Annotated in this window: 11 protein-coding genes; 4 read left to right on the top strand and 7 right to left on the bottom strand. The window is 61.1% G+C overall.

Features of this window, described 5'->3' with window-relative positions; all coding sequences use genetic code 11:
* The 5 genes from glgB to ABMA32_RS07270 all read right to left on the bottom strand — a co-directional run bounded on the left by glgB (position 1) and on the right by ABMA32_RS07270 (position 7,838).
* Entirely contained in the window at positions 1-2,223 is a 2,223-nt protein-coding gene (gene glgB, locus ABMA32_RS07290; protein ID WP_349013037.1) for a 1,4-alpha-glucan branching protein GlgB, read from the bottom strand.
* 72 nt (positions 2,224-2,295) lie between these two features.
* A complete protein-coding gene (locus ABMA32_RS07285; RefSeq protein ID WP_425475483.1) occupies positions 2,296-4,752 on the bottom strand; it encodes a glycogen/starch/alpha-glucan phosphorylase in 2,457 nt (818 codons plus the stop codon).
* A gap of 147 nt (positions 4,753-4,899) precedes the next feature.
* The gene (locus ABMA32_RS07280) at positions 4,900-5,682 is read right to left on the bottom strand and encodes an ATP-binding cassette domain-containing protein (protein ID WP_349013035.1); all 783 of its coding nucleotides are present in this window, start codon (positions 5,680-5,682) and stop codon (positions 4,900-4,902) included.
* Positions 5,682-6,764, bottom strand: coding sequence for an ABC transporter permease (locus ABMA32_RS07275; protein WP_349013034.1), 1,083 nt, complete (start codon positions 6,762-6,764; stop codon positions 5,682-5,684). Before ABMA32_RS07275 ends, ABMA32_RS07280 begins: the two co-directional genes overlap by 1 nt.
* A gap of 96 nt (positions 6,765-6,860) precedes the next feature.
* A complete protein-coding gene (locus ABMA32_RS07270; protein ID WP_349013356.1) occupies positions 6,861-7,838 on the bottom strand; it encodes a sugar ABC transporter substrate-binding protein in 978 nt (325 codons plus the stop codon).
* A 263-nt stretch (positions 7,839-8,101) separates the two neighbouring features.
* Between ABMA32_RS07270 and ABMA32_RS07265 the strand changes: the two genes are divergently transcribed.
* The 4 genes from ABMA32_RS07265 (at position 8,102) to ABMA32_RS07250 (ending at position 12,071) form a co-directional block, all read left to right on the top strand.
* The gene (locus ABMA32_RS07265; protein WP_425475482.1) at positions 8,102-9,331 is read left to right on the top strand and encodes an ROK family transcriptional regulator; all 1,230 of its coding nucleotides are present in this window, start codon (positions 8,102-8,104) and stop codon (positions 9,329-9,331) included.
* The gene (locus ABMA32_RS07260; protein ID WP_349013032.1) at positions 9,331-9,762 is read left to right on the top strand and encodes an RbsD/FucU family protein; all 432 of its coding nucleotides are present in this window, start codon (positions 9,331-9,333) and stop codon (positions 9,760-9,762) included. The genes ABMA32_RS07265 and ABMA32_RS07260 overlap by 1 nt, the downstream gene beginning before the upstream one ends.
* 31 nt (positions 9,763-9,793) lie before the next feature.
* Positions 9,794-10,720, top strand: coding sequence for a carbohydrate kinase family protein (locus ABMA32_RS07255; RefSeq protein ID WP_349013031.1), 927 nt, complete (start codon positions 9,794-9,796; stop codon positions 10,718-10,720).
* 208 nt (positions 10,721-10,928) lie between these two features.
* Positions 10,929-12,071, top strand: coding sequence for a DegT/DnrJ/EryC1/StrS family aminotransferase (locus ABMA32_RS07250; protein ID WP_349013030.1), 1,143 nt, complete (start codon positions 10,929-10,931; stop codon positions 12,069-12,071).
* A 3-nt stretch (positions 12,072-12,074) separates the two neighbouring features.
* Here the strand turns inward: ABMA32_RS07250 and cysQ are convergent, their stop codons facing one another.
* Complete coding sequence (gene cysQ, locus ABMA32_RS07245; protein ID WP_349013029.1) at positions 12,075-12,902, bottom strand: 3'(2'),5'-bisphosphate nucleotidase CysQ; 828 nt, start codon at positions 12,900-12,902, stop codon at positions 12,075-12,077.
* Positions 12,880-14,817: a sulfate adenylyltransferase subunit CysN gene (gene cysN / locus ABMA32_RS07240; RefSeq protein WP_349013028.1), complete on the bottom strand. Its 1,938-nt coding sequence runs from the start codon at positions 14,815-14,817 to the stop codon at positions 12,880-12,882. The genes cysQ and cysN overlap by 23 nt, the downstream gene beginning before the upstream one ends.
* Between the last annotated feature and the right edge of the window lies 1 nt (position 14,818).

Below are 14,818 nucleotides of genomic sequence, written 5' to 3'. Positions count from 1 at the left end.
CTACCCTCCCTGCCCGACGTCCAGTTCAAGCATGATCGTCGCGAGCGGAGGCAGGGTCACCTCGGCGAAGATCGCTCCGCCGTCCTCCCGCCTTGCCTCCACCGCGCCGGCATTGCCCATGCCCGATCCGCCATAGTCTTTTGCATCGCTATTGATGATTTCGCGCCACCTTCCCGTCGCGGGCAAGGGCAGGCGATAACCCTTCCTCGGCACGGGTGTGAAGTTGGAGATGACTGCTACCGGGTTTCCCTCCGGGGCCGTGCGCACCCAAGCATAGACAGAGGTTTCCGCCTCGTCCGCCATCAGCCACGAGAAACCCTCCGGTTCGCAATCGCGCGCATGCAGCGCCGGCCGCGACCTGTAGAGATAGTTCAGGTCGCGCACCAATGCCTGCACGCCGCGATGCGGCGGATGCTGCAACTCGCCCCAATCGAGAGAACGCGCCTCGCTCCATTCGTTGCGCTGAGCGAATTCCTGTCCCATGAACAGAAGCTTCTTGCCGGGATAGCCCCACATGAACGCATAGTAGGCTCGCAGGTTCGCGAACTTCTGCCAGTCGTCGCCTGCCATCTTGGTCAGCAGCGTACCCTTACCGTGCACCACCTCGTCATGGCTGAGCGGAAGCACGAAATTCTCGCTGAAGGCATAGAGCAGGCCGAAGGTAAGCTCGTTGTGATGGAACTTGCGGTGGACCGGCTCGCGCGACAGATATTCAAGCGTGTCGTGCATAAAGCCCATGTTCCACTTGAAGCCGAACCCGAGCCCTCCTTCGTACACCGGCTGCGAGACCTTCGGCCACGAGGTCGATTCCTCAGCGATCGTCATCACGCCCGGATGATGACCGTACAGTTCCTTATTCATGCGTTGCAGGAAGCTTACTGCGTCAAGGTTCTCTCGGCCGCCCTCGCGGTTCGGGATCCACTCGCCCTCCTTACGGGAGTAGTCGAGGTACAGCATCGAGGCCACGGCATCGACGCGCAGCCCGTCGATGTGGAATTTCTCGGCCCAGTAGAGCGCGTTGTTGACAAGGAAGGAGACGACCTCGCGCCGTCCGAAATTGTAGATCGCCGTGTTCCAGTCCGGATGAAAACCCTGCCGCGGATCGGCGTGCTCATAGAGCGCCGTCCCGTCGAAATGTTCTAGGCCGTGAGAGTCGACCGGAAAATGCGCGGGCACCCAGTCGAGGATGACGCCAATGCCGGCGCGATGTGCTCCGTCGACGAAACGCGCGAACCCCTCCGGTTCACCGAAGCGTGCGGTCGGCGCGAACAGGCCCGTCGTCTGGTAGCCCCAGGACGGATCGAACGGATGCTCCGATATCGGCAGGAACTCGATATGCGTGAATCCGGTCTCGTTCACGTACGGGATCAGGCGGTCGGCCATTTCGTCCCATGAGAGAAACGAGCCGTCCTCGTGGCGCTGCCACGAACCGGCGTGCACTTCGTAGATAGAGATAGGCTCGCGGCGCAGGTTGGCTTTTCGCCAATATGCGCGATGCGCGTCGTCACCCCATTCATGCGACAGCGGAGCGGCTGTGATCGAGGCCGTCGCGGGGCGCAGTTCCGACCTGTCCGCATAAGGGTCGGCCTTGAGGGGTACCAGTACACCTTGTGCTCCGACGATCTCGAACTTGTAGGCCTTGCCCGGACCTAGGTCGGGAATGAAGATTTCCCAGATTCCGGTGTCCTTGCGGTTACGCATGGAATGCCGGCGGCCGTCCCAGTCGTTGAACTCGCCGACGACGGAAACCCGCTTGGCGTTCGGCGCCCAGACCGCGAAATTGAAGCCGCTTGCGCCTTCATGGTCGATCAGGTGGGCGCCCAGCTTGTCGAAAAGCCTCAGATGCGAGCCCTCGGCGATGTAGTAGTCGTCCATCGGGCCGAGCACTGGACCGAAGGAATAGGGATCGGTCACCCACCAGTCGCCGCCCTGATTGCCCAGATGGTAGCGAAGCGGCTGGCGTTCGGCGATATCGACAACGCCCTCGAAGAACCCGCGATTGTCGCGTCGTTGAAGGACACCGAGTTCCCGGCCATCCAGCGCATGCGCCGTCGCTGTCTCTGCATTGGGTACGAAGCAGCGGGCCACGAAACCGCCTGCCGTTTCCTGAACGCCTAGTATCGCAAAGGGATCGCCGTGAACGCCGGTGACGATAGCCTCTACATCCCCGGCCGACGCCTCGACCGGCCGGGACTTAGTCGCGGCAACGCGCGGCTTCTTCATGTATCGGCTGTCCTCCCAGACTGCATTTTCTTGTTTGCCTAGAGTTCAGGACCCTGGCCGCATGCAATCACATCATTGCGCGACGTTCCAGATTTCCTTTGCATATTGCCTGATGGTTCGGTCAGAGGAGAACCAGCCCATCCGCGCAACGTTGCGGACGGCGCGTGCATACCAGTCCGGGCTGTCGCTCCACACCTTGTCCACTTCGCGCTGGGTTGCGGCATAGGCGTCGAAGTCGGCGGCGACCATGAACCAGTCGCCCTCGTAGAGCCCACCAAGCAGATCGCGGTAGCGGTTGGGATCATCCGGCGAAAACACGCCGGTGGAGATCATCGAAAGTGCCTGCGACAGGTCCGGCGATGCATCGATGACGGCGCGCGGATTGTACCCGTTGGCGCGGCGCTCGGCCACCTGATTGGCAGTCAGGCCGAAGATGAAGATGTTCTCGTCGCCGACATGTTCCTTCATCTCGACATTCGCGCCATCGAGCGTACCGATCGTCAGCGCGCCGTTCAGGCCGAACTTCATGTTTCCGGTGCCGGAAGCCTCCATGCCCGCCGTCGATATCTGCTCCGACAGGTCGGCGGCCGGCATCATGATCTCGGCAAGACTGACATTGTAGTTCGGGACGAACACCATTTTGAGAAGGCCGCGGACGGACGGATCGCGATTGATGACCTTCGCCACGTCATTTGCCAATTTGATGATAAGCTTGGCGTTGTGATAGCTCGGCGCTGCCTTGCCGCCGAAGAACTTCACGCGGGGCATCCAATCACGCTCGGGGTGCGAGCGGATCTGATCATAGAGAGCCACCGCCTCGATGATGTTGAGCAGCTGACGCTTGTATTCGTGGATGCGCTTGATCTGGATGTCGAACAAGGCCGACGGATCGACTTTCACGCCAAGACGGCCGGACACGTAGTTCGCAAGCCTCTCCTTGTTGGCGCGCTTGACTGCAGCGAACTGTTCCCTGAACGCGGCGTCTCCCGCAAACTTGTCCAGCGCAGTCAGTTCCTCGACGTCGTCGAGGAACTTGTCGCCGATCGCGTCGCGCACGATGCCGGTCAGGCCGGGATTGCTCTGGATCAGCCAGCGACGCGGCGTGATGCCGTTGGTCTTGTTGTTGATGCGATCCGGATAGAGCTGGTGAAGGTCCGCGAAGACGGTTTCCTTCATCAGTTCAGTGTGCAGCGCAGAGACGCCGTTGATCGAGTGCGATCCAACGAAGGCTAGATTGCCCATGCGCACGCGCCGCTCGCCACCCTCCTGGATCAGCGAGATACGGCTGATCTGCTCATCGCTGAAATGGCCGCTGGAACGTGCTTCAAGAAGAACCTGCGCGTTGATCGCATAGATGATCTGCAGGTGCCGCGGAAGGAGGCGGTCAAACAGCGCGACCGGCCAGCTTTCCAGCGCTTCCGGGAGAAGCGTATGGTTCGTATAGGCGAAGGTCCGCTTGGTGGCATCCCACGCCTGGTCGAAATCGACGCCATGCTCGTCCATGAACAGACGCATCAGCTCTGCGACCGCGACGGCCGGGTGCGTGTCGTTGAGATGGATAGCGGCCTGGTCGGGCAGCGAGAGCAGGTCGCCGAACTGGCTGAGATGGCGCTGGGTGATGTCCTGCAATGATGCGGTCGAGAAGAAATACTCCTGCCTCAGGCGCAACTCCTGGCCGGCTGCGGTCGAATCTGCCGGGTAGAGCACGCGAGAGAGGGCTTCCGCCTTGTTGCTCTCCCGCAGCGCGCCGATATGGTCGCCGGCGTTGAACGCATCGAGCAGGATCGGGTCAATCGCCATCGAAGACCACAGCCTCAGGGTGTTCACGCGCGTGCCGCGCCAGCCGACCACGGGTGTGTCGTAGGCCACAGCCAGAACGCGCTCGACCGGCTTCCAGACATGCTTTTCGAGCCGGCCGTCCTTCGACGTCACGGATTCGACATGCCCGCCGTAGCCGACCTCGAACGAGCGTTCGCGGCGCTCGAATTCCCACGGATTGCCGTGATCGAGCCAGTTTTCCGGAAGCTCGACCTGCCAGCCGTCGGAAATCTCCTGGCGGAACATGCCATTCTGGTACCGGATGCCGTAGCCGTGGGCCGGAATGTCCACTGTCGCCATCGACTCCATGAAACAGGCCGCCAATCGTCCGAGGCCACCATTGCCGAGCGCGGCGTCAGGCTCCAGCCCAGCCACGACATCAATCTCGACGCCAAGGGACTTCAGAGCCACCCGCATGTCGTCCCAGAGACCGATGTTGGAGAAAGCGTCGCGCATCAGGCGGCCGATGAGGAACTCCAGCGACAGGTAATAAACCCGCTTTTCCTTCTCGTCGTAGGCTTCCTTGGTTGATCTGATCCACTGGTCGATGACGCGATCGCGTACGACATTTATGGATGCCGTCAGCCAGTCATAGGGCGTGGCGACCGTGGTGTCCTTGCCAACCCTGTATTTCAGTGCGCGCAGAATCTCCGCCGCCAGAGTCTCGGGATCGGAAGTCGCCAGGATCGTTCGGGAGAGCTTGGGTGTCATAGAACCAGCCATATCGCCTCAACAAGCATCGACCTCCGCCCGAAAGCGGAGGGTTTGCGGCATCCTCCCGCAAGCAATGCTAACGATTTCGGGAACTTTCTCAATCCGCCATGGGCGTCTCGAGAAACTTTATTCCGCAGCGCAGCATCAGGCCGCTTCGGCCAGTTCCGGAGGTTGCTTTGCACCGGTCATGAAGGCCACCGCGTCCGACATCGAGTATTCCTTGGGATCGATGACGGTAAGACGACGCCCGAGCCGATGGATGTGAATCCTGTCGGCGACTTCAAAGACATGAGGCATGTTGTGCGAGATCAGCACGATCGGCAGTCCTCGCTTCTTCACATCGAGGATGAGTTCGAGCACACGGCGCGATTCCTTGACCCCAAGCGCGGCCGTTGGCTCATCCATGATGACCATTTTGGAGCCGAAGGCGGCCGCACGGGCCACTGCTACGCCCTGCCTCTGTCCGCCCGAGAGTGTTTCGACGGCCTGACCGATGTTCTGAATCGTCATCAGCCCGAGTTCGGACAGTTTCTCGCGCGCCCGCCTCTCCATTGCGGGACGGTCGAGCATACGCAGCCATTGGCCGACGAAGCCGGGCTTTCGGATTTCTCGGCCAAGGAACATGTTGTCGGCGATCGACAGCGCCGGCGACAGGGCGAGGTTCTGATAGACGGTTTCGATGCCGGCGTTGCGCGCCTCTATCGGCGTCTTGAAGTTCACGACCTGCCCGTCGAGGCGTATTTCGCCCTCATCAGGAATGACCGCACCGGAAATCGCCTTGATGAGCGATGATTTTCCAGCGCCGTTGTCGCCGATGACGGCCAGGATTTCGCCCGGATAGAGATCGAAATCCGCATTGTTGAGGGCTGTCACGCGGCCATAGCGCTTGATCAGGCCGCGCGCAGTAAGGATGGGTTCCTGTGCCATCAGCCGGCTACCTTTCTGATCCACTGGTCGATCGCCACGGCGACAATAATCAGCGCGCCGATGAGCAGGTAAGTCCACTGAGGGTCAGTGCCGATCAGCCTGAGGCCGAGCGAGAAAACGCCAACAATCAACGCGCCGAAGATCATGCCGAGGATCGAGCCGCGACCGCCGAACAGAGATATACCGCCGATCACCACCGCGGTGATCGACTCGATGTTGGCGAATTGTCCCGATGTCGGTGAAACCGAGCCCAGTCGGCCGATCAGCACCCACCCGGCAAGAGCGCACACGATGCCCGAGATGACATAGACCTGTATCAGCATCCGGGTCACAGGTACGCCAGCGAGATCAGCCGCGTCCGGGTCATCGCCAACCGCATAGACATGGCGCCCCCAGGCGGTGTGGTTGAGAACGTACCAAAGGAACAGAACCAGCAGCAGCATCACGATGACGCCGTAGGTAAACACAGCGCCGCCAACACGGAACGTTTCGCCGAACAGCTTGAGTAGCGGAGCCTGCGCGTCGATGTCCTGGGATCGGATCGTCTCATTGGCCGAATAGAGAAAATTGGCCGCGAGGATGATCTGCCAGGTGCCGAGGGTCACAATGAATGGCGGCAGCTTCATGCGCGCTATAAGCACACCGTTCAGGTATCCGCACGCTGCACCCACGAGAAAGCCGCAGACAATCGCGACCGGAGCCGGAAAGCCGTAGCGGAACGTAAACTGGCCCATCACGACCGAAGACAGAACCATGATCGCGCCGACGGAGAGGTCGATACCGGCTGTCAGGATGACCAACGTCTGAGCAGCGCCGATGATGCCGGTGATCGCGACCTGCTGCAGGATCAGCGTCATGGTGAAGGCCGAGAAGAACTTGCCTCCGAGGATGACACCGAAAAACAGGACGGAGATAACCAGCACGATCAACGGCACCGCGGCCGGGTTCTTGTGCAGGAAATGTTGCGCGTTCTCGAGCGGCGAGCGGCTGTGGGTGTCGAAGTTTGCCACCGAGGCGTCGCTCTCCGAGAGAGTCTTCTCGAAGTCCTGCGGCCGCCTGGCGTCTGCCGAAGCGTCAGTCATCTTGATTCCCTCCCTCGGGATCTGTGTCCCGTTAAACGAAGAGCGGCCGACGCCGCCCTTCGCCTGTGTGGATAGTCTGCTCGACTGACGTTAGAATCAACCCCAGCAGAGTTCGGCACCCTTCTTGGTGTCGATCGAGTCGACGCCAGCCGCGGGCTTATCGGTGACCAGCGTCACACCCGTGTCGAAGAACTGCTTGCCTTCCGTTGGAGCCGGCTTCTCGCCGGTATCCGCGAACTTCTTGATCGCCTCGATACCCATCGAAGCCATCAGCAGAGGATATTGCTGCGAGGTCGCGCCTATGACGCCTTCGGCGACGTTTTTCACTCCTGGGCAGCCTCCATCGACCGAAACGATCAGCACGTTGCCTTCCATGCCGACAGCCTTAAGAGCCTCATAGGCGCCGGCGGCAGCCGGCTCGTTGATCGTGTAGACGACGTTGATGCCGGGGTCCTTCTGGAGGCAATTCTCCATCGCCTTGCGACCGCCTTCCTCGTTGCCATTCGTGACATCGTGGCAGACGTTACGCGCATCGTCCTCGTCGCCGATCTTGTTCACGTCCTTGGTGTCGATACCGAAACCCGACATAAAGCCCTGGTCGCGCAACACGTCGACGGTTGGCTGCGATGGGTTTAGGTCCATGTAGGCAATCTTTGCGCTGGCCGCTGCATCGCCCAACGTGGCCTTTGCCCAGGAGCCGATCAGTTCGCCGGCCTTGAAATTGTCCGTGGCAAATGTGGAGTCGGCAGCGTCGATCGGCTCTAGCGGCGTGTCGAGCGCAATAACCAGTATGCCGGCATCGCGCGCCTTCTTGACGGAGTCGACGATGGCCTTGCTGTCCGACGGAACAAGAAGGATGCCTTTTGCGCCGTCGGCGATGCAGGACTCGATCGCCGCGACCTGGCTTTCGTTGTCGCCGTCGATCTTGCCGGCGTAAGCTTTCAGCGTCACGCCAAGTTCGGCCGCCTTGGCGGTCGCGCCTTCCTTCATCTTGACGAAGAAGGGGTTGGTGTCGGTCTTGGTGATGAGGCAGGCGCTTACGTCCGCTGCGGACGCCGCGGACGTAAAGGCCATCAGGGCAATCGCCGCTGCCCCGAAAACGGTCGATTTCAACAGAGTAGTACTGGTCACGATAGTCCTCCCGATTGGAATTCAAATCATCGCGGATTTCGGCACTCGCCTCTCCGCGGGACATGCGCAACCTTCCCTGTCGCATGTCTCCTCATCATCAAGCCATCAACCGCGCGATGAGTCAATAAATAAATCACTCTTATTTATTATTGACATTTGGGAATGACCCGAAGCATGCTCGTTTCCAAAACCTACGGGAGGAAAAAGTGGAGGATCTCCGGGCTCGGCGCGGTTCTGCTGCGACGACAGAAGCCCCTGTCCATCATCGAGGCACCAACCAGAGTGGCATGCGCGACCAGAACGAGCGCCTGGTGCTGTCGCTGGTTCGCCAAAATGGCAGCCTTGCCAAATCAGAGATCGCGCGCATGACGCGACTATCCGTGCAGACCGTGTCGGTCATCATGCGAGAGCTCGAGGACGACGGGTTGCTGCTGCGGCAAGAGCCTCAACGAGGCAAGGTAGGCCAGCCTTCTATCCCGATGGCGCTCAACCCCGACGGGGCTTATTTTCTTGGGCTGAAGATCGGACGCAGAAGCGCGGAACTCGTGCTGATCGATTTCCTCGGCAATGTCCGCGGCATGCTGCAAAACTCCTATCGTTACCCGGCGCCTCGTGACATCCTGGACTTCGTAGAGGCCGGTATCAAGCGCCTGCGTGCAGGCATGACCGCCGAACAGGACAAGCGCATCGCAGGGCTCGGCATTGCCATGCCCTTCGAACTGTGGAACTGGGCCGACACGGCGGGCGCACCACGCGAGATCATGGACCAGTGGCGCCACCGCGACATCCGTGCAGACGTCCAGGCGCGATGCACCTTTCCGGTCTATCTGCAGAACGATGCCACTGCGGCCTGTGGCGCCGAACTGGTTTTCGGGCAGACGGGCAACCTGCGGGATTTCGTCTATTTCTATATCGGCGCTTTCGCCGGAGGCGGCGTGGTCCTGAACGGTAGCCTGTATGGCGGCTCGACCGGGAATGCCGGCGCACTGGGATCGATGCCCGTGCCCGGCCCCAATGGCAGACCGACGCAGTTGATCGATGTGGCGTCGCTGGCGATGCTCGAAAAGGCTCTCAACGCCAAAGGCATCGACGCCAACTATTTGTGGACTACGCCTGACCGCTGGGATCACGACGGACCGGAGTTTGATTCCTGGTTCGAATCGGCTGGCGGGGCACTGGCCTATGCGATCGTTTCTTCAGCTGCAGTGATCGACTTCGAGGCTGCCGTGATCGACGGCTGGATGCCGACTTTCGCCCGCGAGAGACTTGTGGACGCCGTGCGAAAGGCACTGACCGGAATAGATGTCGAGGGGTTGCGCGTGCCCGATGTCCGCGGAGGCACGGTCGGCATCCATGCGCGCGCGCTCGGCGGCGCCAGTCTGCCTTTGTCGGAGCGCTTCCTTGTGGGCGCAGCAATGCCTTCTGGAGGGTCGTGATGCTCATTGGAATCCCTCCCCTGCTGGGTCCGGACATGTTGTCGGTGCTGCGCGCAATGGGTCATGGCGACGAACTGGCGATCGTCGACGGCAACTATCCGGCGAACGAGCATGGCCGGCGCGTGCTCCGGGCAGACGGGCATGGCGTCATGGAGGTGATCGACGCGGTGCTGTCCGTGCTGCCGGTGGACGATTTCGTGCCGAATGCGCTCTTCTGCGCGTCAGTCGGCGGCGACCCGCAGAAACTGGATCCGATTCACCACGAGATGATCGATCTATGCGCAAGGAAGGCGCCGGGCATGCCCGTCCTGCCGCTGCCGGGCGGACCATTCTACGGACGCGTGAAGACAGCCTATGCAGTGGTTGCCACCAGCGAACCACGCCTCTATGGCAACTTCATCGTCCGCAAGGGCGTGATAAGACCGCACTGAACCACGCGGCATGATTCCGGGAGTCTTGACGATGATCATCTGTTGCGGCGAGGCCTTGATCGACATGCTGCCGCGCCGTTCAACTCTCGACGAACCAGCATTCGCGCCCTACTCCGGCGGCGCGGTGTTCAATTCTGCCATCGCCCTTGGAAGGCTCGGCGTTCCGGTCGAGTTCTTCTCCGGCCTGTCCTCCGACTTGTTTGGTGAACAATTGCGTGAGACGCTGACGGCCAGCCGGGTCGGCTCCCGCTACGCGCATGTTTCCGGCCGCCCAACGACGCTTGCTTTCGTCAAGCTGGTCGATGGTCATGCGAGCTATGTGTTCTATGACGAAGCCACTGCCGGCCGGATGCTGTCGGATGCCGACCTGCCGGTTCTCGACGGCAATGTGGACGCCCTGCTTTTCGGCGGCATCAGCCTTATCTCCGAGCCCTGCGGATCAGCCTATGAAGAGTTCATGCGGCGAGAGTCAGCCGACCGCGTCACCATGCTCGATCCCAATATCCGGCCTGCTTTCATCGCCGACCGCGGCAAACATGAAGCGCGCATCGAACGCATGATCGCGACGGCCGATATCCTCAAGCTCTCCGACGAGGATCTCGCCTGGTTCAGCCGGGCCGGCACTGCAGAGGAGGTCGTGGCGAATTGGCTCGCTGTTGGGCCGAAGCTCATCGTGGTGACACGAGGCGGGAAGGAAATCGTCGCCTACACGAAAAACCACAGAGTGGCCCTGACCCCGCAATCAGTGGCCGTCGTTGATACCGTCGGCGCGGGCGACACGTTCAATGCCGGCCTGCTTGCCTCGCTTTTCGAGGGAAAGGCCCTGACCAAAGATGGAGTCGCCAAGCTCTCCGAGAGCGCAATCCAAGCGGCCTTGTCGCTAGGCGCAGCTGCGGCAGCCGTCACCGTATCGCGTGCGGGCGCCAATCCGCCGTGGCGGCGCGAACTGGCGACCTGACAGCTCTCCGAACGATCACTTTATGTTTCGAAAGATTCGCCGGCTGTCCAAAACCAATGGAAAAGCCGTCCAATCCGCCATTTTTACCGAGAACTCTTGGTAACGTGGAGTGGTTGCTGCCGAAAGATGCTGCGCTTCGGTCCGCTTTCTCGCGCGAATCTTGTCTGCTATCAGCGGCCGAACAGTCTCCCGCAAGTGAATCGACCGCATGCAATTCATTGATCTTGGCGCTCAGCGCGAGCGTATCGCCGACCGGCTGAAAGCCGCCATCGACAAGGTCGTCGAAGAAGGGCGCTACATCCTCGGCCCGCAGGTTGCCGAGTTCGAGGCGAAGCTCGCCGAGTATGTTGGCGTCAAGCACTGCATCGCCTGCGCCAACGGTACCGACGCCCTGCTGCTTCCGCTCTACGCATCCGGCATCGGCCCCGGCGACGCCGTGTTCGTTCCGAGCTTCACCTTCGCCGCCACCGCAGAAGTTGTGGCGCTGGCCAAGGCCGAACCCGTTTTCGTCGACGTTGATCCCGAGACCTACAACATCGATATCGACAGCCTCGAAGCTGCGATCCGGATGATCAAGTCCGAGGGCCGTTTGAGGCCGAAGGCGATCATTCCGGTCGATCTCTTCGGCCTCGCCGCCGACTACGACGCCATCATGCAGGTAGCCGAGCGCGAAAACCTTCTTGTCATCGAAGACGCAGCTCAGGCGATAGGCGGCACGGCTAGCGGTCGGAAATGCGGCTCGTTCGGTCACGTCGCTGCGACCAGCTTCTATCCTGCCAAGCCGCTCGGCTGCTATGGTGATGGCGGCGCGATGTTCACCAACGATAGCGCACTGGCAGAAAAGCTGCGTTCCTTCGCCTTCCACGGCAAGGGCCAGACCCAGTACGACAACATCCATGTCGGCATCAATTCGCGCCTCGACACGCTGCAGGCGGCGATCCTGCTCGAAAAGCTGGCCATCCTCGAAGACGAAATGATCGCCCGTCAGACTGTCGCCCAGCGATACGCCGAAGGTCTCGGCGATGTCGTCAAGGCGTCAGCAAACCTTACCGGTTCCCGTTCAGCTTGGGCGCAGTATGCGATCGAGACGCCGGATCGGGACGCACTGAAGGTGCGTCTGCAGGAAAACGGCATTCCGTCCGTGATCTATTACGTGAAGCCGCTGCACAGTCAGGTCGCGTACAGCCGCTTCCCCGTTGCCCCTGATGGCCTGCCGGTTTCGGAGGCCCTGCCCTCGCGCATCCTCTGCCTGCCGATGCATCCGTACCTGAGCACGTCCGATCAGGACCGCATCATCTCGACGATCCGCAATTTCATCGGCAGCAATTCCGCGAGACTGGCAGCCGAGTGATGCTCAGCCGCGCTGTGCGGGAAACGCAGCGCCCCTCGCTATGAAATGCGGATTGGCGAAGTCGGTGTCGTCGGCCTGATTGCGCTTGCCGTAGGGCAACGGGTTACCGTCAACCATCGAGGTCGTGCCTCCCGCCGCGCGCAGCACCGCATCGCCGGCAGCCGTGTCCCATTCCATTGTGCGCCCGTGACGGGGATAGATATCCGCTTCCCCACACGCGACCATGCAGAACTTGAGCGACGAGCCGACCGACACGATGTCGACCGGTCCACAGCTCTGGATGAATTCTTCGGTCTCAGCAGTCCTGTGCGACCGGCTGGCAACTACGGCCAGCGGCGACCCTGCCGCCCTTACCTTGATCGGGCGGCGGGCAACAATGTTGCCTCCACCGTCGACATCGACCATCTCGGCGAGACCCGGACGTGCCGAAAAGAAGCGTCCCCCATGAGGTGCATAAACCACGCCGATCTCGGGCTTACCGTCGCGCACGAGGGCGATGTTCACCGTGAAGTCGCCGCTGCGCTTAATGAATTCCTTGGTGCCGTCCAGCGGGTCGATCAGGAAGAACGCGTCCCCAAGATCCGCGGGCAGGATGCCGGCTGCGGCTTCTTCCTCGGCGACGCAGGGTACGTCCGGATAGCCGGCGCGCAATCCCTCGAGGATGATCTTTTCCGCAGCCTGATCGGCGTCCGTGACGGGCGACGAGTCAGACTTCTCGCTGACCTCGCAACCCGCATGGAATATTTCCAGGATCTTCTCGCCAGCCACCAGCGCCAGTTGCTCGAAAAGCCTCTGGATAGCCTTGTCGTCAGATTCCGCCGCCTTGTTCATACTCATCCTGGGCGCTGTCGCGTTCACGTAACCAGTTGTCCAGAACATCTACCAGTTCTTCGGGCGTGTTGCCGAGCGTCTTGAGGTGGATTTCCGGATTTTCCGGAGCCTCGTATGGCGAGTCGACCCCGGTGAAGTTCTTGATCTCTCCTGAAAGGGCACGGGAATAGAGCCCCTTGGGATCGCGCCTCGCACATTCGTCGAAAGGCGTATCGACGAACACCTCAATGAACTCGCCCTTCTCCATCAGTTCCCGCGCCATCTGCCGTTCGGCGCGGAAGGGCGAGATGAAGGAGACGATGACGATCAGGCCGGCATCCGTCATGAGCTTGGCGACCTCGGCAACCCGACGGATGTTTTCGACCCGGTCGGCATCCGAGAATCCCAGATCCTTGTTCAGCCCGTGCCTCACGTTGTCGCCATCGAGGATGTAGGTATGGCGACCGGAAGCGTGCAGCTTCTTTTCGAGCAGATTGGCGATGGTGGATTTGCCGGAGCCGGACAGGCCGGTAAACCAGAAGACTGCTGGCCGTTGGCTCAAGGAGCGCGACCGCTCGCGCCGGCCGATATCCAGCGACTGCCAATGGATATTGTCCGAGCGTCGCAGCGCGCCGACGATCATCCCCGCACCGACGGTCGCATTCGTCCTGCGGTCGATCAGGATGAACGCGCCGGTCACGCGGTTTTCGGAGAACGGGTCGAAGGCGATCGGGATTTGGGTAGACAGGTTGCAGACGCCGATCTCGTTCATCTCCAGCAGTTGCGCGGGTTCCTCCGCCAGGCTGGTGATGTTCAGCCTGTGGCTGAGATCCTTGATCGTGGCGCTTACCTGTTCCGTTTCCGTCCGCAGGATGTAGGAGTTGCCCGGCTTCAGGGCATTCTCATCGAACCAGACAATGTTCGCCGAGAACTCCTCGGCCACCTGAGGGCGGTTGGTTGGCGAGACCAGCATATTGCCTCTGGAAACCTCGACCTCGCTGTCGAGAACGAGCGTGATCGCCTGCCCGCTGACCGCGCTTTCGAGATCGCCACCGTGTGCGACGATGCGTTTCACACGCGCCGTCCTGCCCGACTTGGCGACCACGATCTCGTCGCCTGCGGCGATCGATCCCGTGGCTATCGTGCCGGCATAGCCGCGAAAATCGAGGTTCGGCCGATTGACGTATTGCACCGGGAATCGAAACGGGCCTTCGGCGGCCGTGTCGTCCACGCCAACCGCCTCCAGATGGTCGATCAGCGTCGGTCCCGCATACCAGCTCAGGTTGGGGGAGCGTGCCGTTACATTGTCGCCATAGCGCCCGGAAATCGGGATCGGCACGATCGACCTGAAACCAAGACCGTTGGCAAACTCCTGGTAATCATGCGCGATCTTGTCGAAGACCTTCTCGTCGAAGCCGACGAGATCGATCTTGTTCACGGCAACGATCACATGCTTGATGCCGAGCAGCGACGCGATGATCGAATGGCGGCGCGTCTGGGACACTACGCCGTAGCGCGCATCCACGAGCACGATCGCCAGGTCGGCGGTCGAGGCGCCGGTGGCCATGTTCCGCGTGTATTGTTCGTGGCCGGGCGTGTCGGCGACGATGAACTTGCGCTTCGGCGTGGCAAAGAAGCGGTAGGCCACGTCGATGGTGATGCCCTGCTCGCGCTCGGCCTCCAACCCGTCGACCAGAAGGGCGAAGTCGACATCGTCGCCGGTCGTGCCGTGCTTCTTGGAATCGCGCTCGAGCGCGGCGAGCTGGTCCTCGAATATCTGGCGTGTGTCGGACAGCAGCCGCCCGATCAGCGTCGATTTTCCGTCGTCGACGGAACCGCAAGTCAGGAAGCGAAGCAGCGACTTGTGCTTCTGACTTTCGAGGTAGTCGTGGACACTTTCAACTGCCGGCACGATTTCGGCTCTCTGCGGAAGCATG

This window comes from Mesorhizobium quangtriensis (assembly GCF_040081925.1).
Lineage (GTDB): Bacteria > Pseudomonadota > Alphaproteobacteria > Rhizobiales > Rhizobiaceae > Mesorhizobium_K > Mesorhizobium_K quangtriensis.
Note: the sequence above shows the minus strand (reverse complement) of the source record. Positions and strands in the feature narration are given on the sequence as shown.

What these genes read in the sequence shown, in the direction of transcription:
- cysN (WP_349013028.1), bottom strand. Translation starts at nt 14,817, where the DNA reads ATGCTTCCGCAGAGAGCCGAAATCGTGCCGGCAGTTGAAAGTGTCCAC.
- ABMA32_RS07275 (WP_349013034.1), bottom strand. Translation starts at nt 6,764, where the DNA reads ATGACTGACGCTTCGGCAGACGCCAGGCGGCCGCAGGACTTCGAGAAG.
- ABMA32_RS07250 (WP_349013030.1), top strand. Translation starts at nt 10,929, where the DNA reads ATGCAATTCATTGATCTTGGCGCTCAGCGCGAGCGTATCGCCGACCGG.
- glgB (WP_349013037.1), bottom strand. Translation starts at nt 2,223, where the DNA reads ATGAAGAAGCCGCGCGTTGCCGCGACTAAGTCCCGGCCGGTCGAGGCG.
- ABMA32_RS07285 (WP_425475483.1), bottom strand. Translation starts at nt 4,752, where the DNA reads ATGACACCCAAGCTCTCCCGAACGATCCTGGCGACTTCCGATCCCGAG.
- ABMA32_RS07280 (WP_349013035.1), bottom strand. Translation starts at nt 5,682, where the DNA reads ATGGCACAGGAACCCATCCTTACTGCGCGCGGCCTGATCAAGCGCTAT.
- ABMA32_RS07270 (WP_349013356.1), bottom strand. Translation starts at nt 7,838, where the DNA reads ATGGCCTTTACGTCCGCGGCGTCCGCAGCGGACGTAAGCGCCTGCCTC.
- ABMA32_RS07260 (WP_349013032.1), top strand. Translation starts at nt 9,331, where the DNA reads ATGCTCATTGGAATCCCTCCCCTGCTGGGTCCGGACATGTTGTCGGTG.
- ABMA32_RS07255 (WP_349013031.1), top strand. Translation starts at nt 9,794, where the DNA reads ATGATCATCTGTTGCGGCGAGGCCTTGATCGACATGCTGCCGCGCCGT.
- cysQ (WP_349013029.1), bottom strand. Translation starts at nt 12,902, where the DNA reads ATGAACAAGGCGGCGGAATCTGACGACAAGGCTATCCAGAGGCTTTTC.